This is a genomic window from Salipiger sp. H15, assembly GCF_040409955.1.
Classification (GTDB): Bacteria; Pseudomonadota; Alphaproteobacteria; order Rhodobacterales; family Rhodobacteraceae; genus Salipiger.
In genome coordinates this window covers 35,497-56,200 of the sequence record NZ_CP123387.1, presented here as the reverse complement: position 1 = coordinate 56,200, position 20,704 = coordinate 35,497, and the positions used below count along the sequence as shown (strand labels likewise).

The 20,704-nt window shown below is 67.4% G+C and carries 13 protein-coding genes and 2 pseudogenes; 2 read left to right on the top strand and 13 right to left on the bottom strand.

Going from position 1 to position 20,704, the window contains the following annotated elements; all coding sequences use genetic code 11:
• Positions 1–6 precede the first annotated feature (6 nt).
• The 12 genes and pseudogenes from PVT71_RS24805 to PVT71_RS24750 all read right to left on the bottom strand — a co-directional run bounded on the left by PVT71_RS24805 (position 7) and on the right by PVT71_RS24750 (position 16,934).
• Positions 7–1,698, bottom strand: coding sequence for a hypothetical protein (locus tag PVT71_RS24805; protein WP_353476174.1), 1,692 nt, complete (start codon positions 1,696–1,698; stop codon positions 7–9).
• 21 nt (positions 1,699–1,719) lie between these two features.
• Positions 1,720–3,189, bottom strand: coding sequence for a serine protease (locus PVT71_RS24800; protein WP_353476173.1), 1,470 nt, complete (start codon positions 3,187–3,189; stop codon positions 1,720–1,722).
• Positions 3,186–3,989 carry a YMGG-like glycine zipper-containing protein gene (locus PVT71_RS24795; RefSeq protein WP_353476172.1) on the bottom strand — a complete coding sequence of 268 codons (804 nt, stop codon included), beginning with the start codon at positions 3,987–3,989 and terminating at the stop codon, positions 3,186–3,188. The genes PVT71_RS24800 and PVT71_RS24795 overlap by 4 nt, the downstream gene beginning before the upstream one ends.
• A 25-nt stretch (positions 3,990–4,014) precedes the next feature.
• Positions 4,015–5,952, bottom strand: coding sequence for an SUMF1/EgtB/PvdO family nonheme iron enzyme (locus PVT71_RS24790; protein ID WP_353476171.1), 1,938 nt, complete (start codon positions 5,950–5,952; stop codon positions 4,015–4,017).
• Positions 5,945–7,165: an FtsX-like permease family protein gene (locus PVT71_RS24785; RefSeq protein ID WP_353476170.1), complete on the bottom strand. Its 1,221-nt coding sequence runs from the start codon at positions 7,163–7,165 to the stop codon at positions 5,945–5,947. Before PVT71_RS24785 ends, PVT71_RS24790 begins: the two co-directional genes overlap by 8 nt.
• Positions 7,162–7,869, bottom strand: a complete 708-nt coding sequence (locus PVT71_RS24780) for an ATP-binding cassette domain-containing protein (protein ID WP_353476169.1) — start codon at positions 7,867–7,869, stop codon at positions 7,162–7,164. The genes PVT71_RS24785 and PVT71_RS24780 overlap by 4 nt, the downstream gene beginning before the upstream one ends.
• A gap of 16 nt (positions 7,870–7,885) precedes the next feature.
• On the bottom strand, positions 7,886–10,492 hold the full coding sequence (locus PVT71_RS24775) for a hypothetical protein (RefSeq protein WP_353476168.1): 2,607 nt from the start codon (positions 10,490–10,492) through the stop codon (positions 7,886–7,888).
• A gap of 902 nt (positions 10,493–11,394) precedes the next feature.
• Positions 11,395–11,844: pseudogene (locus PVT71_RS24770) on the bottom strand (DUF475 domain-containing protein); the annotation flags it as partial.
• A gap of 277 nt (positions 11,845–12,121) precedes the next feature.
• A pseudogene (locus PVT71_RS24765) lies at positions 12,122–13,494 on the bottom strand (ABC transporter ATP-binding protein); the annotation flags it as partial.
• Positions 13,487–14,401, bottom strand: coding sequence for an ABC transporter permease (locus PVT71_RS24760; RefSeq protein ID WP_353476282.1), 915 nt, complete (start codon positions 14,399–14,401; stop codon positions 13,487–13,489). The gene PVT71_RS24760 and the pseudogene PVT71_RS24765, both read right to left, overlap by 8 nt.
• 36 nt (positions 14,402–14,437) lie before the next feature.
• A complete protein-coding gene (locus tag PVT71_RS24755; protein ID WP_353476167.1) occupies positions 14,438–15,352 on the bottom strand; it encodes an ABC transporter permease in 915 nt (304 codons plus the stop codon).
• A 79-nt stretch (positions 15,353–15,431) separates the two neighbouring features.
• Complete coding sequence (locus tag PVT71_RS24750) at positions 15,432–16,934, bottom strand: ABC transporter substrate-binding protein (RefSeq protein ID WP_353476166.1); 1,503 nt, start codon at positions 16,932–16,934, stop codon at positions 15,432–15,434.
• Positions 16,935–17,323: 389 nt separating this feature from the next.
• Between PVT71_RS24750 and PVT71_RS24745 the strand changes: the two genes are divergently transcribed.
• Both PVT71_RS24745 and PVT71_RS24740 read left to right on the top strand, forming a co-directional pair.
• Positions 17,324–18,493, top strand: a complete 1,170-nt coding sequence (locus PVT71_RS24745; RefSeq protein WP_353476165.1) for an exo-alpha-sialidase — start codon at positions 17,324–17,326, stop codon at positions 18,491–18,493.
• Between the two features lie 31 nt (positions 18,494–18,524).
• Positions 18,525–19,649 (top strand): iron-containing alcohol dehydrogenase, encoded by a 1,125-nt coding sequence (locus tag PVT71_RS24740; RefSeq protein ID WP_353476164.1) that lies wholly within the window; start codon positions 18,525–18,527, stop codon positions 19,647–19,649.
• A gap of 209 nt (positions 19,650–19,858) precedes the next feature.
• Here the strand turns inward: PVT71_RS24740 and PVT71_RS24735 are convergent, their stop codons facing one another.
• A complete protein-coding gene (locus tag PVT71_RS24735; protein ID WP_353476163.1) occupies positions 19,859–20,620 on the bottom strand; it encodes a FadR/GntR family transcriptional regulator in 762 nt (253 codons plus the stop codon).
• Between the last annotated feature and the right edge of the window lie 84 nt (positions 20,621–20,704).

The following is a 20,704-nucleotide window of genomic DNA, read 5'->3' as shown; positions in this document are numbered from 1 at the left end:
GGTGGATCAGATCGGCTCGTCGATCTGCTGAAGAGGCACCGGCAGCGCCGACTGCTCACGCAGCCTGCGGCGGTCGGTCACCATGTCCTGGGCATCCTCGGTGTCGCGCAGGGTGCGCCGGGCGGTCTTCAGGACAGAGACGTCCCCCTCGCGCAGCAGGGTCGTGGCGATAAAGGTGCCGAGCGCCTCGCTTGCCGCATCGGGTGCAAAGGACCACAGTTTCCTCGACCCATCGATGTCCGGGGCGAAGGATGCGGCCGTGGCGGTGTAGATCGCGGCGTTGAAACGCATCTCCTGCTGGCTTGTTTCGGTGCCCGTCGAATCCGTGAGGGACTTTCCGGTCATGACGCGCTGCGTGTTGACGGTGCCGCTCAGCGTGACCAGGGCCAGGGGTGCGTCGAACCAGGTTTCATCAAGGAACCTTTCAGCCTCTTCCAGATAGCGCGAGCCGGTGCGGGCGATCCGGCGCGACAGTGCGATCACCAGCACCATGTGCACCGTGGCGGAAAGGAATGCCACAGCCTCCACCGGCCGCCCGGCGAACAGATCGCGCAGCGGGCTTGGGCACAGCACCAGCAGCAGGAGAGCGGCGGCGGCGAAATGCAGGGCATAGCCGATCATGGCGCGCCGCTGCATGCTCCGCGCGAAATAGGCGGGATTGGGCCGGCAGGGTGCCTCGATCAGCAACTCGATCTGGAAGTCGCTCTGGTCGGTGAAGTTGGTGCGGGAGACATCGTTCCCCTTCAGGACGGTCATGCGCAGCACGTGCGCCGCCGCCTCTGCCTGGAAGTCCGTTTCGATTGCGGTGATCAGCTGTGGCGGGGTGCCGTTCCACGACAGGTCGCGCAGGGGTTCGGTCGTCAGCTGCGCCTCGGGCTGGCGGCTCGGAAGGATGGCGCGCAGGAACTTGAAATCGAGCGCCGTGACGAGGGCGGCAAAGACGGCGGCCACGGCGGTCCAGAAGGCAAGCGGGCCCACGGCCTGGAAGGACAGTGCGCGCAGCAGCGTGTCGACGGGCGGCAAGGGGATCGCCAGTTGCGCCCCCGCAAAGACCAGCATTCCCTGGATCACCGAAATCGTCAGCGCCCCGAAGAACAGCATGCGTCCGACCTGTCCGAGGATCTGGCTGGCGGGGCGCGACAGGGACCTTGCGAGCGAAAGCAGCTCCTCGGGAAGGTAGGGGCCGTAGCGTCCGAGCATCAGCCGTTCGGTCTTCGTCAGATTGTTGACCTTCATTTCGCGGTTGCGCAGCTGCCTGGCGACGGCGGTGGGTTCGGAAAAGGCCCTGGGTACGTCCACCGGATCGAGTTCCGGTGTCAGCTCCAGCAGGCCGCGACCGATCAGCCGGAAGGATGCCCAGGCCAGCGCCAGCCAACTGGCGACAAAGACCGAAAGGAAAAGGATCGTGGCATCGAAACCGGCCAGGGTGAGCATCGCGAAGCGGAAGACGTCATTTCCTGCAAAGGCCTCGCCGATGCCGGTCTCGGTTCCCGCAAGCACCATGTCCTGCAGGTCACCCCGAAGTATCTCCAGGCCGTCTTCGATCCCGAATTCCCGAAGCACGTCGATCGCGTCGATCCCGAAGCGAAGCGCGATCGCCGAGAACCAGGCAGCAGAGACGACAAGCAGGACAAAGAGGAGCGCACCGGTGGCAATCCGGGTGCGGGCGAGGGCGGGGCGTTGAAGCGATTCAGGCATCAGGTTGGGGGTCTCTCGGGATCAATGACATTCGACACGCAGCGCCTGGGCACGCTGGCGCGTCGCGATTTCGGCGGTGGTGAGGCCACGCCCTTCCACGCGACCGGTGGCGCTCCGGTATCTGATTTCGTACCGGCGCAGGAATTCAGTGGCGACATCGCCGCGGATCACCCAGGCCATGTTCTCGACACCGACCAGTGTTCGCAGTCCGGCTCCGGCCTTGCTGACCACGACCGCGATCTGCCGGCCGCGCCCGTCAAGCACCGGGCCGCCGGAGTTGCCCGGCTGCACGGGGGCCGAGATCTGAAGGCCAAGCCGGCTGCCCTCGAATCCCACGGTGCTGGAGGCGAGCCCCTCGGTGACGTTCAGCGATTGCGTGACGCTGAACACCGGATAGCCCAGCACGATGACCCGCTCCCCCAGCACGACGGCGTCTTCGCGGAAGGCGATGGGCTCGCGCCCGGTAAAGCGCGGAACCTGCACGAGGGCCAGATCGAGCCGCACATCTGCTCCGACAAGCGACGCCGGCTGGCCCTGCACGGTGATGCGGTCGCACCCGGCCACCACGTGGTGGTTCGTCAGCACGTGCCCCTCGGTCGAGACAAGCGACCCCGATCCCGAGGCCGTCATGCTGCGGAACCAATCGGGGCGGCCCTCCATTCCCGGGTAGTCCCCGCTCATCACCCGCCATTGCACGTCGCCGAAGGGGACCCCCGCCCGCGCAAACAGCTCGGTGCGTTCGAGGACCTCGGCAATAACCGGCATCATCGGTCCCGATTGAGACGCCGAGGCCGAAATGATGATCGACCTGGTTTCGCCCTGGCGGGTTTCGATGATGGCGAAGAGCTTCAGGTCATCCACCCGGGTCAGGAAATAGCCGACGCCTTGCGCCTCGCCGGCGCTGAGCACCTCGGAGTCCTCCTCGCCCTTGATGACACTTCGGGCCAGATCGCGGGCCCTGATCGTGCCGGCCGAGTTCTCCATGCGCATCTGGCGGATGCCGAAGGGCACGGCCGCCGTGCCCGCGAAGTCGATATCGAGCAGGTCGTTGCCATCGACCTTGCCGGGGCCGACATAGCCCCGGGGAACGGGCATCCGGATGCCGGTCCAGTCGGACTCCTCGATCTGCAGGTCGATCCCTTCGCGGGTCGCCCTCGCGCGCTCGGTCAGGATCGCGCGCTCCTCGGAGTCGAGGCTGCCCGTCTCGGGGTGCCCGATACTGGTCTGAAACGCGCGGACGCCGGTGGTCGTCTCGGGCCCGCTCAGGCCGTCGACCTGCCCCTGATAGTGGCCGATCCACAGCAGGTCGCGCTGCACATCTGCAATGTCACGCCCCGACGTCACCGGCGGAGAGAGGCCGAATGCCCGGATGATTTCGATCGGCAGGTCGGCGCGGGCAGGCAGCGCCGCAATGAGAACGCACAGCGCCGCGAGTGCGGGGCCGAAGCCCCGCACCGCTGCGCGCCGGAAGCCGCGCGCACCCCTTGTCATCCGAGCAGCTTCTCGACGGCCTGCACGTCGGCCTCGAGGCTCGCACGGATACGTTGGTCCGCGGCCTTTTGCGCGGTCAGGTTGCTTGCAACACCCGTCACGCTCGGCGTCGCGGCCCGGGCTGCCGCTCCGGCATTCTTGCCCGCGAGATAGCTTGCGCGGTCGACTTGAGACGCGGCGGCGCTGGCATCGACGTAGACATCTACACGCTGGTTGATCCCGTTGAACGAGGCCGAGACCACCTTGTTGTCATTGGCGATGCGCCGCTTGAGGCTGGCCAGCTCTGCACGAGCCGTGGTCTTGTCGATCTTGCCGGCGCGCACCCGCTTGGTCAGGTCCGCAAGCTGGTGTTCGCGGCACTGGCGCAGGCCGATCACAGCCTTGCCGGTTTCCGTGACCAGCTTGTTCTCGGCCTGGGCATCCCCGTCGATCGACGTAAGAAGCGCCCTCTGGTCTGCCGAGCGCGCTCGTTTCTGGTCAAGATAGGTGCCTGCGTAGCCGGCAAGGCCGCCCGCCGCAGCCCCCATCAGCGCGCCTTGGCCGCGGTTGCCGTTGCCGGCCAGCGCCGCGCCGAGAAGCGCACCGACCACCGCGCCGGCCATGGCGTTGTTGATCTGCTTGTTGATCTCGGTCGAACGGGCCGCGGTGATCGTGTCATAATAGGCGCCGCAGGAGTCCGCGGTATCGCGGGACTTGGGGTCGATCGCGATGTTCTGCGAGCAGCCTTGCAGCGCCATGGCCGAGATCGCCAGAACGGCGGGAAGTCGCAGCAAGCGGCGCGCAAACTTGGGGGCAGTCATTGTCTCATTCTCCTTGTCAAAACCGTCACGGGTAATCGGGGTAGGTGGCCAGCCGCTCGGCGCGGGTCGCATCGAGCGCCAACAGCCAGGCGTCGCGCAGGCCCTGCGTGATCTGGCCGCGCTGTCGCCGAAGGTCGGCAAGATGGGCGTTCAGAAGGTCGAGGCTGCCGCTCAGTGTCCGCGCGTCGTCGGCGGCAAAGGCGGCGCGGACATCCGCGAGCGCTGCGTCGACCAGCGCGGCAGGTCGCGATGCCAGGTCGCTCTGCACCTGCAGGTAAAGATCGTAGGCATCAGCAATGCGCTGTTCGTTCGCGGCCAGGAGCGTCAGGATGCGCGTGTCCTGGCTCTCGCGGTCCGCCGCCGGGAGCTTTGCCTCGGCGGCCTCGCGGCTGAGGCGCGCGCGCTGGTACAGGGCGATGCCGATGTTGCGTCCGATCCGGTCAATGAGATTGCCGGTGACGATCCCCGAACGGATGGAGAAGCGCACCGCCTCGCGCTCCTTTTCGGAAAGCGCAACGTTCATCCGGTCCAGCTCAACCTGCAACGCGTCGGTCTGGCGCTGCAATTCGTCCCGCGAGAGGGCGCCGTTGCTGAGTTCCTTGCGGAGGCGGCCAAGTTCTTCGGTCAGGCTCGTGGTATCGCCGGTGGCAAAGACGCCGCCCTCGAGCATCGCCTGCCGGGCCGCCATGAGCTCGGCTTCCTGCGCGCTGTTCGCCATGCCCTCGACCGGCGCGGCGCCCTGATCCCGGCGTCCGACAAAGACCGGTGCCGCGATCGCCATGCGCGCGCCCATGGCGGGATTGCGCCCCTCGCCCTGCAGGGTGAACAGGGCGGCTCCCTCGCTGCGCCGGCCGATGGTGTTGGATTCGCGGACCACAAGGGAAGAGCCGCCCTTGGTGATCACGCCCCCGACTTGCCCGCCAAGCCCATCGGGCCGGGTCGGACGGAAGAGATCGAAGACGATCTCCTCGGCGTTGCACAGCATGTCGTAAAGCCCAAGGAGGTTCGGAAGTCTGGTGCCTACGGCGCCCAGTTTCGGGGTGTCGGAGCGGGGTGGTGAGGCGCAGACCTCGTCCAGCGCCGGGTCCCGTGGGGGCTGGCCGTCTGCTCCCGCGACGGGGTAGAGCCGCAGACCGCGCGCCTGCGAGGTCGCGAAGGCGGAGCCGCCGCGGGCGGCAAATTCCCACTCGGCTTCGGTCGGCAGCCGCAGATATCCCGTGGCGCCCTGGTTCCAGGGCAGGAAGGGTTGCTCCGAAGCGCTCAGCCGCGCGCGGTCCAGTGCAAGCAGCCAGCTGTTGTAGGCGCGGCCGAAGTCGGTGGCATCGAACCAGGACAGGCCACCCTTCGCCTCGATCTGCCGAAGGTTCATTTCCGAAAGCGCGGCATTGTATCCCGCGCAAGCCGCGGCGTCCGACGCCAGGGCCTCGGCCGGTTGCGCCGAAAGCAGACCCATGTCGAAGGCGAGCCATTGCGGCACCGTCAGTTCGTATTTCGCGAGGTAGTAACCGCGGGCCACCATCTCGGTCAGCTCGTCCGACCCGAGCGGATTGCCGCCTTCATCCAGCGGAAACGAGCCAGAGACGGGGGCGTTCCAAGGGCTGTTCGACAGGACCGACTGCGGGGTTTCGGCATCGATGTCGATGACCTGCCCGAAACGCCCGTTGACCTGGTCGAGGCCGCTGCGCGCCGGCACGTCGACCCTGCGGAACAGCATCGCCCGACCGCAGGGCATCGGCAGGCTCAGCTCGACCGGAAGCGTTCCGGGCGCGGCGGGTTCGGGGCAGGGGATGCGGCTCAGGTCCTTCTCTCCTGCCGCGATCAGCGCGGTGCGGGCCATGCTCCAGGCCGCGGGATCGTCGATCTGGCAGTCGTCCGATACCGGGGAGGCCGCGGCGCGCGCGGGCAACGGGGCGATCGCGAGCGCCAGGACAAGGGCGACAAGCGGCATGAGGCGATCAGTCACGGCGCAATCCCTCCGCAACCTGCATCCTTGCGACCTGCCAGCCCGCGACGGAGCCCGAGAGCGCTCCCGCCAGCGCGGTCAGCGCGACCGCGGCCAGCAGGTTCGGCACGGTCAGGACCATCATCGGACCCTCGAGTCCCCCGAGCCCGGCGAGACGGTCATTGACAATGGGCTGGACGGCCCAGGCACCTAGGCAGGCGACCGTCGCGCCTGTTCCCGCGATCACGCCGCCCTGCAACGACGGAAGCAGGGCCACGGCACGGGCCCGAAGGCCAAGGAGTCGAAGCAGCGCGAATTCCCGGGCCTTCTCCAGGACGGCCGCCGCCAGGTGCAGCCCGAGCGTCAGCACGAAGCCGAGGACCGAAAGCACCGTCACCACTGAGAACACCCAGCCCAGCCCGGCCTCGACCGCCAGCGCGGTCTCGATTTCCTCGGCGCGGGTCGCGACATCCAGACCTTGCCGCATGAGATCATCCCGCAGCCCCGGAACGTCGCGGATATCGCGGGCATAGAGCCTGAAGCTGGCAAAGCTGCGATGTGCCGCGTCTTCGGCGCGGCTCTCTCGCGCGCCTTCCCAGAGCAGTTCAGGGACCGCGAAGCCCTCGCGCCAGCGTTCGACCGCGGTTTCCAGCGCGCGATCCACGAGAATGTCGTCGCTCTGGAGCTGGTCGCGCGGCAGGACTCCGATCACCCGGACGTCGGCGGTGGCGCTTTCGCGGCGCTCGCCGACCTGGCGCAGGATGGTCAGGGTGACCATGTCGCCAACCGTAATGCCGGCAGACAGCGCGAGGCGCTCGGTCAGCACGGTTTCGGCCAGACCGCTTGGCGCGGGAAGAGTCCCAAGCAGCGGATCGCCCGGGCCGCTGGGCACGAGCCTCGGCTCAAGCATCGCCTTCGAATCCGCCCCGCGCATCCGCACCGATGACGCGAGATACCGCGCGCGCGGTAGGAGGAAACCGACCCGCGGGTCCTCTGCGGTTGCGCTGAACCAAGTGCTGTCGAGCTGCAGGTCTCTGTGCAGCCGGATTTCGAGTATTCTCGGGTCCGAGCGAAGGCGGTCGATCAGCGTGTTGACCACGCCCTGTCCCAGCCCACCCAGGAGCAGCACCGGCAGGATCGCGACGGCCACCGCGGACATCAGGCACAGGGCCGAGCGCCAGCCGTGGATCAGGTCGCGCAGTGCGAGGATCGGCAAGAGCACCACGGGGGTCATGCCGCGTCCGCAAGGCAAGTAGAGATTGTTCCGTCGCCGTGATCGTGCACGGACAATCGCATCAGCCGGAACCCGTTTGCTCGCAGGAGCGCTTCCTGGTGGCTGCTCACGATCACCGCGCGGTCTTCTGGAAGACCTGCAAGAAGCGCCATGGTTGCCTGGGCGTTCGCGTCGTCCAGGGCCGCGGTCGGCTCGTCCGCGAGCAGGATCGGCGCGCCGCTGACAAGCCCGCGAAGCACGGCCGCGCGCTGCCTCTGTCCCCCGGAGAGGGCCATCGGAAGCTTGCCGAGCAGGGCGGCGATGCCCAGGGCCGCGGCATAGGGTTCGATCGGCTCGCGGGAGCCGGCCAGCCGCCGGGCCAGCCGCGCGTTGCTAACGACCGTCAGATAGGGAAGCAAACCGCCGTCCTGCAGGATATAACTCACCGATCGGGCCCGGAGCGGAGCCAGTGCCTCCAATCTGCCATCGGTCAGGCACGGGCTGACCTCGGTACCCATCAGCGCGAAGCGTTGAACCTCGTCGGGGCGGCGAATGAGCGCGATGAGATCCAGCAGCGTGCTCTTTCCAGAGCCGCTGACCCCCACGATGCCGATGCGGTCGCCCGGTGCGATGCGGAGTTCCGACACGTCGAGCCGGTAACCCGGGCTGCCGGCCCGGGGCGGCCTGGCGAGCGCCAGGCCGTCAAGTTCAAGATAGTGGGTCATGTCCGGTCGTCGTAACTCAGGGCAGGTTCACGAGGCGGACCGGCGTCGCTTCCAGCCCCGGATCGCCCGCTCCGAAGTCAGCCCAGATCTCGGTCTGCCCGAAGAGGTCGGAGTAGATGCGGCGGCGGGACTCGAGCGCTTCGATAAACTCCTGCTGCTGCGCGACGGACATCGACGCCCAATACGACTGGTCAAGGCGAAGCACCTGGCTGCGGTAGGGCAGCTTTTTCAGGAACCCCGGCAGGATCGCCTCGATTGCGGCGCGGTCGCCCTGGCGCAGGCTGTCGGGGTCGGTCGTGGTCTGGGCGGCAAGGAACTGGAGGTTGGCGAAGAAGGTCTGCGGGTCCGAGCCGCCTTCGCGGAAGGCGCCGATGATTTCGCTCAGGCGCTTGTCCAGCGTCGAGAGCTGGTTGCGGGTGAGATAGACCGAAACCTCGAGCGTCTCGACTTCGGGATTGGACAGGTCGCGGTCCGAGGCCCAGCCCGCCAGGAATGCAGGCGCGGCGCTGCCTTCCACCCGCCCCAGGCTTTCCAGCTGCGCGCGGAAGATGTCATTGCCGACGATTTCCGCCAGGCGTCCCTCGGAGGGCGCGCGCGGCGCCGCAGTGGCGGGCAGCGGCTCGGGCACAGGCTCCATCTCGTCGGGCTCGCGCACCACCATGCCGGCGTTGGCCACCATGATCTGTGCCGCGATCTTCTCGGCCATGGCCGTCAGTTCGCGCGCGAAGGCCTCGTCGGTGGTGGCGTCGAGCGGAATATACTTCTCGTCCGACAGGTCGCCGGTCTGCGACAGGACGCGATACTGCGCACGCGCGACCTCCGCGTCTCCCTTGCTGTTCGCCGGAGTCTGGAGGTGGATGGGAACAAGGGTGATGTTCTGCGACCGCGCCTTCTCGCGCAGACGCTCGAGCGACATGTCCGGGTATTTCGAGCGCGCGTCGGTCCGTGCCGAGGCGTCGGTGACTAGGATCACGAGCCGCGCGTCGTAGGGCGACCAGTCGTTCTGGTCGATGGCATCGACGAGACCGGCGATGGAATCCTCTGCGAACCCGAGGCTCGACGCGCGTGCTTCGCGCATCTGCTCCATGTTGCTCAGCACGCTCGCGACCGGGACCTCAGGATCGAGCGGCTGGAATACGCGGGTTACGTATTCAAGCGCGTCCCCATTGGATTCAAGCGTATCGCGGAATCCCACCAGTCCGAACGAGACGTATTGCGACGTCTCATATCGGCTGAAAGCGTCGTAGAAACCCCGAATTGCCTGATAGGTGCGTTCGATAAATGGTCGCATAGAAATCGTGGTGTCGATCGCGAAAACCACGCCGACCCTGAATTCATCGTCCTCGAGGGCGGCGGCCGTCGCTGATGCTGTCATGCTCGCTTCGTCGCGGGTCCCGATCCGAGAGGATAGCGCGGAGGGAACCGCGGCAACCTTTACCAGTGTGGTGTCGACGGTGCCGTCAAACATTTCGCTGCGCCAATCGAGGATGGGAAGCAGGTAGGGGCGGTCATCGAAGCGCACTGCGGTTTCGGGTTCGACCGCAATCAGCTGCGTCGGCCATTGCGCCTCGTGCGCGGGGTCATCGGCAATCTTGGCGCGCTCGTCGATCAGGCTCTGGTAAAGGGCGGTTGACTCCGTCTGGTAGAAAGGACCGGATATCATGTCGACAAGGGAGCCGTCGTTGTCGAAGAACAGGACCGGATTTCGCTTGCCGCGAGGCGCAAATTGCATGACCAGCATCGTCGACCAGTCGAGGACGCGCTCGGAAGAGACCCAGCCCTGCGGACCGTCGGTCAGCGATCCGCCAACCTGCAGCCAGGAGACGCCGGCGATGTCACGGCGTTCAAACACGTAGAGAACCGAGAACACCGGAAGAGCCTGCACGTCTTCGCCCTCGCCGGGCTCGGGCCTGAGCATCATTCCGGGAAGCGCGATCACCCTCTGAAAAAGGTCCGGCGCATCCTCCAGCGCCAGCGGAGTGAACGTGGGTGTCAGCAGCGGCTGTGCTGGTGCGCTTGGCTCCTTGGCCGTTGTTTTATCTGAGCTTTCCGCTTCGCCCGCCTCCACGGTCTCGACTGTCTCGATCGCGGGGGCGTCGGCCGGCGTCTCGTCTGCGGGCATAGGCTGTGCGACGGCCGTCTCGGGCTCTTCCGCCTGCACGCCCTCGGGAGCCTGCGATGTGGTCGCGGGCGAGGTCTCGACGGGGCGCGCGGGCAACTCGCCCACCTCGATCTGCGCGATCACGGCCTCGCGGGACTGGAGCGCTGCGCCGAAGGTTTCGAGATCTCTGGTCAGTCCCTCCAGACGGGAGGCCTCGGCATCCATGGGTTCGGTGCAGCCAGCGACCTCGTCGCTTTGCAGTGGCGCGATATCGGGAAGCTCTGGGGCTGGTGGAATCAGCTCGACGCCTGTCTTCCCACTCAGCTTTCCGATGCGCATCTCCTGCGCGTCGAGACGCGCTGTCAGGCGTCTTGCCGTCTTTCCGGCGGTTGCAAATCCGCTGACGAGATCGCGCTTTTGCGCGGCATATTCCCCAACACATTCTGATTGGGCATTGGCGGGAAGCGACAGAAGGGCGGAAGCGAACAATCCACCAATTACGATACGAAAAGCAGTAGTCATTCGGATCTCGTGAGCTTGCAATAACCTGCTGGTCTGGCAATTGACCGGCAATATTTCGCCGATTGCTAGCACGAGACTGGCGAGTGACACCCCAGAAGCGAAATATGGATCGAACGGCAGTTAAATCTGTCACAAATATGCAACTCGAGCGGAGAGCGACAGTTAAAGAGCTCGCCAGCGGGTTCGAATAAACCGCGAGCTTGGCAACATGGATATTCCCCGGCGTATGGACGTTAGTTGGCAAAGGGGAAAGTGACGACCTATACCTCTTCTTCCCACTTTTGCTAATGCAGCGTGGGACGTGTGACTATGCAGCGGGGACATGTTGGAGTGGCTCTAGCGCGGCGAGTATTGCGCTGCGCTCGATGCAAGTGAGCCGCTTTCCCACTGTCAGGGATAGGAGCGAATCTCGGCAAGGGGAGATTTCAACCCCAGGCAGATTGCGCTAGCTTCTGCCCGAGACTTGTCGTGTGAATAGATGCCCAAAGTGGGGCGCGGCAAGGCAAATGTTCGATATTTGTTCTTTCGCTTGTAATGAGAATTATGTACTTATAACCGCTTGCAGGCTCTCATTGACCTTCGTCAAGACCCGCACCCGACCGGACTATCATTTCAGACGGGTCCCAACATGAAGCACGGCGCTACGATAGTAAGGAGCGCGTCACCTTGACCCGCTGACAAATCAGCGCCCACAAGCGGTCATGGCGGCCGGCGGACGAACAGGCGCGAACTTCGGGTTTCTCATGCTCGCCAGTCTTTCTGAATTTCCACCTCGTTTCGAAAAGACATGCTCCCGTACATTCCCATTGGGCGGCGTGACCGGAGCACCGCCATTGCAGACCGACAACCGGCTTTGCGCCAAAGGTCTCAGACGTAAGCTGCTGCCTCCGCGAAAGCTGGGGTCACGCGCTCCGGCGCTTGAACTGTATGGACGAGACCAGCGACAGGCCGATGATCGTCGCGCCCAGCAGGCCGGTCACCACCTCGGGCACGTGCACCACGCTCTGCGCGAACATGACCAGCGACAGGGCGAGGATCGAGTAGAAGGCCCCGTGCTCGAGGAAGCGGAACTCGCTGAGCGTCCTGCGGTCGACCAGCATGATGGTCATCGAGCGCACGTACATTGCGCCGATGCCGAGCCCGATCGCGATGAGGAAAAGGTTCTGGGTCAGCGCGAAGGCCCCGATCACCCCATCGAAGCTGAACGAGGCGTCGAGCACCTCAAGATAGAGAAAGGCGCCGAGCCCGCCCGCGCGGGCGGCGCTCTTCACCTCGCTCTCGGCGTCGAGCACGTGGCTGAGCGTGTCGACCGCCATGAACACCACCAGCCCGAGGATCGCCGAGCGGTAGAAGGTCGCCTGGTCCTGCACCCCGAGCCCCTGCCCGAATGCGCCTGGATCTTGCCCATCTCAGCCCGCCAGCGCCAGGCGCGCGGCCCGGCGTTCTCCGTGACCTGCGCACTGGATCAGACAGCGCATCCGGTCATCCCCGCGCCCAGCCCCTTGCCCATCTCGTCGAGCGCCGAGACCGCCTCGTCGCAGATGATCAGCTCGACGATCTCGCCCTTCTGCATGACCAGCGGATCGCGCGGAAGGTCGGGCGATGAAGGCGATGCGCTGGCGATGCTGGCTGGATCGACACGTCGAGCGCCGAGACCGCCTCGTCGCAGATGATCAGCTCGGGCTCGAGCGCCAGCGCGCGGGCGATGGCGATGCGCTGGCGCTGCCCGCCCGAGAACTGGTGCGGGTAGCGGCCCGCGTGCTCGGGCTTCAACCCGACCTGTTCGAGCAGCTCGGTCACCCGCGCCCGCCAGCGCGCCTTGGGCAGGATGTCGCGGTGGATGACCCAGGCCTCGGAGATGATCTCGGCGATGGTCATCCGCGGGTCGAGGCTGGCGAGCGGGTCCTGGAAGACGATCTGAAGGTCCTTGCGTTCCTTCTTCAGCGCCTCTGGATCGCGACTTCGTCAGCAGGTCCTCGCCCTTCCACAGCACCTCGCCGCCGCTCGCCTCCTCGAGCCGCAGCATCAGCCGCGCGATGGTCGACTTGCCCGAACCGCTCTCGCCGACCACCGCCAGCGTCTCGCCGGCGCGCAGGCCGAAGCTGACGTCGACCGCGCGCTCGCGCACCGGCGCGGAAGAAGGCCGCGCCGGTCTTGGTCAGGCCGCGCACCTTCAGGATCGGCGCGGGACGCTCGTCGGGAATGCGCATCTGGCCACGACCCGGCGCCGCCGCCAACAGCTTGCGCGTGTAGGGGTGGCGGGCGTCATGGTAGAGCTGGCGCGGCGTGCCGGTCTCGACGATGCGCCCGCCCTCCATCACCACCGCCCGGTCGGCGGCCTCGGCCACCACGCCGAGGTCATGGGTGATCAGCAGCAGGCCCATGCCGGTCTCTTCCTGCAGCTCCTCGAGCAGCGAGAGCACCTCGGCCTGCACCGTGACGTCGAGCGCCGTCGTCGGCTCGTCGGCGATCAGGATGTCGGGCTTGAGCACCAGCGCCATGGCGATCATCAGCCGTTGCCGTTGCCCGCCCGAGAACTGGTGCGGGTATTTCTTCATCGCCGCCTCGGGCTCGGGGATGCCGACGCGGCGCATCAGCGAAAGCGTGCGGGCATAGGCGGCGTCGCGCGGCTCGCCATGGGTCATCCCGGCCTCGGCGATCTGCCAGCCCACCGGGTAGACCGGGTTGAGATGGCTGAGCGGGTCCTGGAAGATCATCGCGATGCGGCGGCCGTTGATCTCGCGCCGGGCCTCGTCGCCAAGGGTCAGCAGGTCGCGCCCCTCGAAGAGGATCTGCCCCGAGGTGATCTCGCCCGGCGGGCAGTCGATCAGGTTCATGATCGCCGAGGCAGACACCGACTTGCCCGATCCGGACTCGCCGAGGATGGCCAGCGTCTCGCCCCGGTCGAGATGCCAGGAGATGCCGTTGACCGCGTTGACCGTGCCGCGCGCGGTGTGGAAGCGCACCGACAGGTCGCGCACCTCGAGAAGATGGTCAGCCATTGCGCTTGCCTCCAAGCTCGAGCCGCCAGCGCTGCGTCGGGTTGAGCGCGACGCGCATCCAGCTCGAGAGCAGGTTGAGGGACATGGTGGTCAGGATGATCGCGAGGCCCGGCCAGAAGGCCAGCCACCAGGCGCTGGTCAGGTACTGCCGCCCCTGGCTGACCATCAGGCCCCAGGTGATCTCGGGCGGCTGGATGCCGATGCCGAGGAACGACAGCGCGGATTCCGCCAGCATCACGAAGGCGAAGTCGAGCGTCGCGATGGTCAGCAGCGTCGGCAGGATCACCGGCAGGATGTGGCGGAAGATGATCCGCACGTTCGAGGCGCCCATCACCTGCGCGGCCTGCACGAACATCCGCTCGCGCACCTCGAGCACCTCGGCCCGGGTGGTGCGCAGGTAGATCGGGATGCGGGTGATCGCCAGCACCAGCACGAGGTTCCCGATCGACGGGGCGAGCATGTAGAGCACGATCACCGCCAGCAGCAGCGACGGGAAGGACATGATCACGTCGGCAAGGCGCATGATGACCTCGCCGGTGGTCCGGCCGGCGTAGCCCGCGATCAGCCCCAGCGTCGAGCCGATCACCATCGAGGCGGCGACCGCGCCGGCGGCGATGATCAGCGTGTTCTGCGCCGCGACGATGATCCGTGCCAGCAGCGGCCGCCCCAGCGCGTCGCCGCCGAGCAGGTAGAGAAATCCCCGGTCGAGCGTGAAGGGCGCGGCGTTGCGGGCGCGCAGGTTCTGCTTCGAGGCGACACCCTCCAGCAGCGCCGGGCCGAAGATCGCGAAGAGCAGCATCAGCAGCAGGAAGAGCGCGGCGGCAAAGGCGAACTTGTCGGCCCAGAGCATCGAGAGGAAGCGGCGGGCCTTTCCGGGCTCCTTGGGATCTGTGTGCGGGCGGGCCATGGCGGTCTCGGTGGTTGTGTCGGTCATCGGCATCCCTCAGGTCCGGATGCGGGGATCGAGCAGCGCGTAGGCGATGTCGATCAGCAGGTTCATGACGAAGATGGCCAGCGCGGTGACCATGATGGCGGCGAGGATCACGTTGAAGTCGCGTTGCAGGATGGAGTCGATCATCAGCTTGCCGACCCCCGGGAAGCCGAAGATCGTCTCGACCACCACCGCGCCGTTGAGCAGCGCCGCGGCCTGGTCGCCGATCACCGTGATCACCGGCAGCATGGCATTGCGCAGCGTGTGCACGAAGATGATCGGCCGGTTGCGCACCCCCTTGGCCCGCGCGGTCTTCACGTAGGCCGAGCCGAAGGCGGTGATCATCGAGCCGCGCACCACCTGCAGGATCAGCCCGAAAGGCCGGATGAACAGCACGGCGATCGGCAGGATCCAGTGCCAGACCGAGCCGGTGCCGGAGGTCGGCAGCCAACCCAGCGACACCGAGAAGAGCACGATCCCGACGATGGCGATCCAGAAGTCCGGTGCCGAGGCTCCGATCAGTGACAGCAGCGAGGCGGCGCGGTCGAGCCACGAGCCGACATGGAAGGCGGCGAGCGAGCCGAGCACGATGGCCGCCGCGGTGACCAGCGTCATGGTGATCAGCGCCAGCTGCAGCGTCCAGACGAAGGATTCCAGCACCACCTCGAGCGCCGGGCGGGCCTTGCGGATGCTGTCGCCGAAATCGAAATGCACGAGGTCCGCGACGTAGTGACCGAACTGCACGAGCACCGGATCGTTCAGCCCGTGGATCTCGCGGAAGTTCTGCCGCATCTCCTCGGAGGCATCGACCGGCAGGTAGAGCGCGGCCGGGTCGCCGGTCAGGCGCGACAGGAAGAAGACGAGCACGATCAGCACCATCAGCGAGATGAAACTCGACACGGCGCGCTTTCCGAGCATGGACGGCATGGGGGCCTCCGGGTGTCTTGGTCAGTCTTGAGGTCAGGGTGCCGGCGCGCGGGGGAGCCTCCGCGCGCCGGGCGGCCTCTTACTTGAAGCCGATCTCCGACAGCTGCAGCGAGCTGTTGGTGGCGATCGTCGGCTTGAAGTCGATGCGCGATCCGACGCGGGCGTGGCCCACCATGTGGAAGAGCAGCACGTCGGCGACGACATCGTCATGCAGGTAGGCGAAGAGCTCGGACCAGAGCGCGCTGCGCTCCTCGCCGGTCGCCGCGGTGGCCGCGTCGATCAGCTGGTCGACCTTGGGGTCGTTGATCCCCGACTGCCGGCCCTGCGAGTGGTACTTGAAGTACATCGAGAAGACCGGATCGCCGCGCGAGTTGTCGTGCTGCGCGCCGACGAGGATCGGCCGGTCCTCGACATAGGGCTTGGAGTAGTACTGTTCGTGCTCGGCGACCTCGACCATCTGCAGCTCGACGTTGAAGCCGACGTCGGTGAGCATGCCCTGAATCGCCTCGAAGACCTCGGTCGCGCCGGGGAAGTTGCCTGTCCGCCCGATCAGCGAGATCGTGGTGTCGACCGGCACGCCGTCGGCCTTGGCCTCGTCCAGCAGGGCGCGCGCCTTGTCCGGATCGTAGGGCCAGGCCTTCACGTCCGGGTTCCATCCCAGCGTGGTCGGCGGGGTGATGGCGGTGGCGATCTCGGTGCCCTCGGCGAGGATCGTGCCGATGAAGGCCTCGCGGTCGATGGCGAGGTTCAGCGCCTCGCGCACCCGCTTGTCACCCAGCGGCGCCACGTTCTGGTCGATCCGCAGGTAGGTGGTCTCGGAGTTCGGGTAGGCGAAGTCGAGCTCGGGATCGGTGGCGTCGGTGGCCGAGATCGACGGCGCGATGTCGGCCTCGCCGGTCTGCACCATCGCGGCGCGCACGGCGGGATCGCTGCGGAAGAGATAGGTGGCGCCGGTCACCGCGGGCTCGTCACCCCAGTAATCGTCGCGGCGGGCCAGCTTGATGTCCTGCCCCGGATTCCATTCGGCCAGCGTGTAGGGCCCGGTGCCGATGGGATCGCGGGTGAACTCGATCGGCGTCTCGGAGGGCACGATGGTCAGCAGCGACATCAGCAGCGGCAGGATCGGCTGCGCCGGCTCGGTGGTGAAGTCGATGGTGTGCGCGTCGACCACCTCGGGGGTGATGTCGATGCCCTCGTAGTAGCGCGAGATCTCGCAGGTGATCTTGTCGCTGCCGGCACGCTCGAAGCTGTGCTTCACGTCCTCGGCGTCGAAGTCCGACCCGTCCGAGAACTTGACGCCCTCGCGCAGGTGGAAGCGCCAGGTCTTGTCGCCGGTCATCTCCCAGCTTTCGGCGAGCCGCGGCATCAGCCCCTTGTCGCCGCGCACGTCAAGCTCGGTAAGCGTCTCGGAGATGTTCTGCAGGACGATGCGGCCGATGTTCGACCGGGTCGACATGCAGGGCTCGACGAGATCGACCTCCTCGCCCAGCACGACGGTGACATCGGTGTTTTCCTGCGCAAAGGCCGGTGACAGCGCGGTGCTGGCCAGCAAGAGCCCGGCAAGGGCCGTGATGTGTTTCATGTGTTCCTCCTCCCTGAAAATCCTGCAGCTCTATCCCGCCAGGGGAAGCGCGGCTGCACGCGCGGACAAGCGCCGCCAAGACATGGTGTGATCCGCGCGGAGTCCGCATCGGAAACGGGGCTGTGCTTGGGTCGTTCCGAAGCCTGGCATGGGTCTCCTCCCTCGGCCAGTTGCGGTGGATCGATATTGGTAAACTTGCAAACACATGTCAAACGAGATTCTGGTTCTTACCAATCCATCCCTTCATATCGAGCGCTATTCTATTGGATTATCTGAAGTAATCCCGCATTTCCGTGGGGTTCATGGATTTGATAGGTCAGCGTCCAACTTGACAACTTGTCTGCCAAATTGTTCTCTCGGGGTGGAATCACGCTTAGGGAGGGGCGCAGATGACGCCGGAGGAAATCGCGGACCGGATGACCGGGACGCTCGTGTCGAGGCCCGGCGGGCAGGAGGCGATCCTCCCCGCCCCGACGGTACAGAACCACGCCGCGTTCCTTGCGCGCCTGCCGGACGGGGCGCTGGCCTGCGCCTGGTTCGGCGGCACGCTCGAAGGCAAGTCCGACATATCGATTCACGCCTGCATCCTCGACGAGGGTGCGGCGCAGTGGGGTCCCGCGGCGCGGCTGACGGGCGATCCGGACCGATCCGAGCAGAACCCCGTGCTCTTCGTCGCGCCGGACGGCGCGATCTGGCTCTTCAACACCGCGCAGCCCGCGGGCAACCAGGACGAGTCGCGGGTCTTCATGCGCCCGGTCCGGCGCGAGGGTGACCGGCTGGTCTCCGGCCCCTCCCGCGACACCGGCCTGCCGCCCGGCACGTTCATCCGCGCCGCGCCGCTGCTGCGCGACGACGGCGCCTGGATGCTGCCGCTCTTCCGCTGCAACCCCCGCCCCGGCATCCGCTGGACCGGCGCTTTCGACACCGCCGCCATGGCGGTCAGCCGCGATGGCGGCGCCAGCTGGGAGGTGACCGAGGTGCCGGACTCCCCCGGTGCCGTGCACATGAGCCCGGTCGCGCTGCCGGACGGCTCGCTCGCCGCCTTCTACCGCCGCCGCCAGGCCGACTGGGTGCACCGCTCGGAGAGCCGCGACGGCGGGCGCAGCTGGAGCGCCCCCGCGCCCACCGACGTGCCGAACAACAACAGCTCGGTCGGCGCCGCCCTGCTCGCGGACGGGCGCCTCGCGCTGGTCTGCAACCCGGTCTCGGCGGCGCAGTCCGATGCCCGCCGCGCCTCGCTCTACGACGAGCTCGACGAGGGCGACGACCGGCCCGAGGCGCAGGAGGGCTGCCGCCCCGTCTGGGGCGTCGAGCGCGCTCCGCTGGCGCTCTGCCTGTCGCGCGACGGCGGGCGCAGCTTCCCGGTCCGCCACGTGGTCGAGGACAGCCCCGGCACCTGCCTGTCGAACGACTCGCTCGACGGGCGCAACAAGGAGCTCTCCTACCCGGTGCTGCTGCCGCGCCCCGACGGCGGGCTCGACATCGCCTACACGCTCTACCGGCGGGCCATCCGCCACGTGCGGCTCGACGCCGCCACGCTTGCCGGGCTCGGCGCCTGAGCCCCCCGTTCCTGCACGAAGGAGACCCGCCATGACCGGCATGGATCGCCCCATCACCCTGCACCAGCCCGCGCGGCTCGAGATCGGCACTGGCGCGGCCCGCACGCTCGGCGCCTGGGCCGACGGCGCGGCGCGCCCGCTGGTCATCGCCAGCGGCCCGACCCTGCAATACGTCGACCGGCTCGGCCTGACCGGCGACGTCAAGGTCATCGCCGACGTGCCGCCCGAGCCGGACGTGCCCGCCTTCGAGGCGGTGCTCGACGCGGCCCGCGCGCACCGGCCCGACCTCGTCGTCGGGCTCGGCGGCGGCTCGGTGCTCGACGTGGCCAAGCTGGTGGCGGCGCTGTGGGACGGCACGCAGACGCTTGCCGAGGTCGCCGGGCCCAACAGGGTGGCCGGGCGGCGCAGCCGGCTGGCGCAGGTGGCGACCACCGCCGGCACCGGCTCCGAGGCGGGGATCCGCGCGCTCATCACCGACCCCGCGACCAAGTCGAAGATCGCGGTCGAAAGCCCGCACCTGCTGGCCGACATCGCCATCCTCGATCCCGAGCTCACCTATTCCGTGCCCCCGGCGGTCACCGCCGCCACCGGGATCGACGCGATGGCACATTGCGTCGAGGCCTTCACCAACATCCGCGCCCATGACCTGATCGACGGCTACGCGCGGCTCGGCTTCTCGCTGGTCGGGAAGTACCTGCGCCGCGCAGTCGAGAACGGCGCCGACGCCGAGGCGCGGGCTGGGATGATGCTGGCGAGCTACTACGGCGGGCTCTGCCTCGGCCCCGTCAACACCGCCGCCGGGCACGCGCTGGCCTACCCGCTCGGCACGCGGCTGTCGCTGCCGCACGGGCTGGCGAACGCGATCATCTTCCCGCACGTGCTGGCCTACAACCAGCCGATGCGCCCCGAGAAGACCTCGGAGATCGTCAGCGCGCTCGGGCTCAACGGCGCCTCGAACGAGGACCGGCTACGCGACGCAGCGCAGCGGTTCTGCGCCGATCTGGGGGTGGAGATGCGCCTTGCGGCCCATGGTGCCGCCGAGGCCGCGCTCGAGGGCTGGGCGGGCGAGGCCCATGCGATCCGGCGGCTGATGGACAACAACCCGCGCGAGATGAGCGTCGCCGACGTGCACGAGATCTACCGCGCGGCCTACTGAGGCCGTGCATGGCGGTCAGAGTGGCGGGGAGAACTCGCCCGCCGAACAGGCGCTCGCGGTCACGGATCGCCTCGTAGATCGCAAGGGGCGGCGCCCTTAGCGCCCTGCCCGACGAGCTTCTGGCGCGCTTCACCCTGACCCGGCCGTGGCTTTCTTTCCATGCCATGTGGCGCATGCATGCAAAGGAGACCGCCTCGACCTGCCCTGCTTCAGGCCGGGCCGCTGCGCAGCAAGCTCCTGTAGCGCCCGAGGCTGCCCTCGAGATGCGCTTGCATCGCCGCCTCGGCGCGCGGGGCGTCGCCGTCGATGATCGCGTCGACGATGCGCGCGTGCTCCTGCACGAGGTCGGGGTTCGGCGTGTAGGCGCGCGGCGTGCCGGTGCTCCCGGCCTCGAGCTCGACCCGCGACACGATACCGGGCCGGATCAGCGCGAGGAACTCCGGGAAGCGCTTGTTCTGCGTCGCCTGCGCGATCGCGTAGTGGAAGCCGAAATCGGCTTCGCGGGTGTTGCCGCCCTCTTCGAAGGCGGTCGACACCGCCGCGTTGGCCTTGAGGATGGCGTCGATCTGCTGCGCCGAGCGGCGCGTCGCGGCGAGCCCGGCGGCGCGGATCTCGAAGGCCGAGCGCAGCTCGAAAAGCTCGATCACCCCCGAGAGCCGCTCCATGTCGAGATCGGCGAAGGGCTGCGCGCGCCGCGCCTGCGCCGGGTCGAGGGCGAAGACCCCCGATCCCTTGCGCGCCTCGACCAGCCCTTCCGAGCGCAGCAGGCCAAGCGCCTCGCGCACCACGGTGCGGCTGACGGAATGGGTGCGCGTGAGCTCGGATTCGCTGGGCAGCCGGTCGCCGGGGCGGAACCGCCCGGTTTCGATTTCGCGGCGGAGCCCGGCGGCGATGAGGTCGGCCCGGGTGCGGGCCGGATTCGCGTCGGGCGCCTGCCCTGTCGATGAAAGAAGAGCGTTCACGTCGGTCATGTCATCGCGCCTGCGCATTTCTGTACAACAGGAAGGATACCCGGATTTCGGGCCGAGGCGCCAGAAAAATCAGACAACTTCGCA

Bases quoted from the DNA above. Each gene is read 5' to 3' on its own strand.
- PVT71_RS24745 (WP_353476165.1), top strand. From the start codon at position 17,324: ATGACGCCGGAGGAAATCGCGGACCGGATGACCGGGACGCTCGTGTCG.
- PVT71_RS24750 (WP_353476166.1), bottom strand. From the start codon at position 16,934: ATGAAACACATCACGGCCCTTGCCGGGCTCTTGCTGGCCAGCACCGCG.
- PVT71_RS24740 (WP_353476164.1), top strand. From the start codon at position 18,525: ATGACCGGCATGGATCGCCCCATCACCCTGCACCAGCCCGCGCGGCTC.
- PVT71_RS24800 (WP_353476173.1), bottom strand. From the start codon at position 3,189: ATGACAAGGGGTGCGCGCGGCTTCCGGCGCGCAGCGGTGCGGGGCTTC.
- PVT71_RS24735 (WP_353476163.1), bottom strand. From the start codon at position 20,620: ATGACCGACGTGAACGCTCTTCTTTCATCGACAGGGCAGGCGCCCGAC.
- PVT71_RS24755 (WP_353476167.1), bottom strand. From the start codon at position 15,352: ATGCCGTCCATGCTCGGAAAGCGCGCCGTGTCGAGTTTCATCTCGCTG.
- PVT71_RS24805 (WP_353476174.1), bottom strand. From the start codon at position 1,698: ATGCCTGAATCGCTTCAACGCCCCGCCCTCGCCCGCACCCGGATTGCC.
- PVT71_RS24780 (WP_353476169.1), bottom strand. From the start codon at position 7,869: ATGACCCACTATCTTGAACTTGACGGCCTGGCGCTCGCCAGGCCGCCC.
- PVT71_RS24760 (WP_353476282.1), bottom strand. From the start codon at position 14,401: ATGGCCCGCCCGCACACAGATCCCAAGGAGCCCGGAAAGGCCCGCCGC.
- PVT71_RS24785 (WP_353476170.1), bottom strand. From the start codon at position 7,165: ATGACCCCCGTGGTGCTCTTGCCGATCCTCGCACTGCGCGACCTGATC.
- PVT71_RS24775 (WP_353476168.1), bottom strand. From the start codon at position 10,492: ATGACTACTGCTTTTCGTATCGTAATTGGTGGATTGTTCGCTTCCGCC.
- PVT71_RS24795 (WP_353476172.1), bottom strand. From the start codon at position 3,989: ATGACTGCCCCCAAGTTTGCGCGCCGCTTGCTGCGACTTCCCGCCGTT.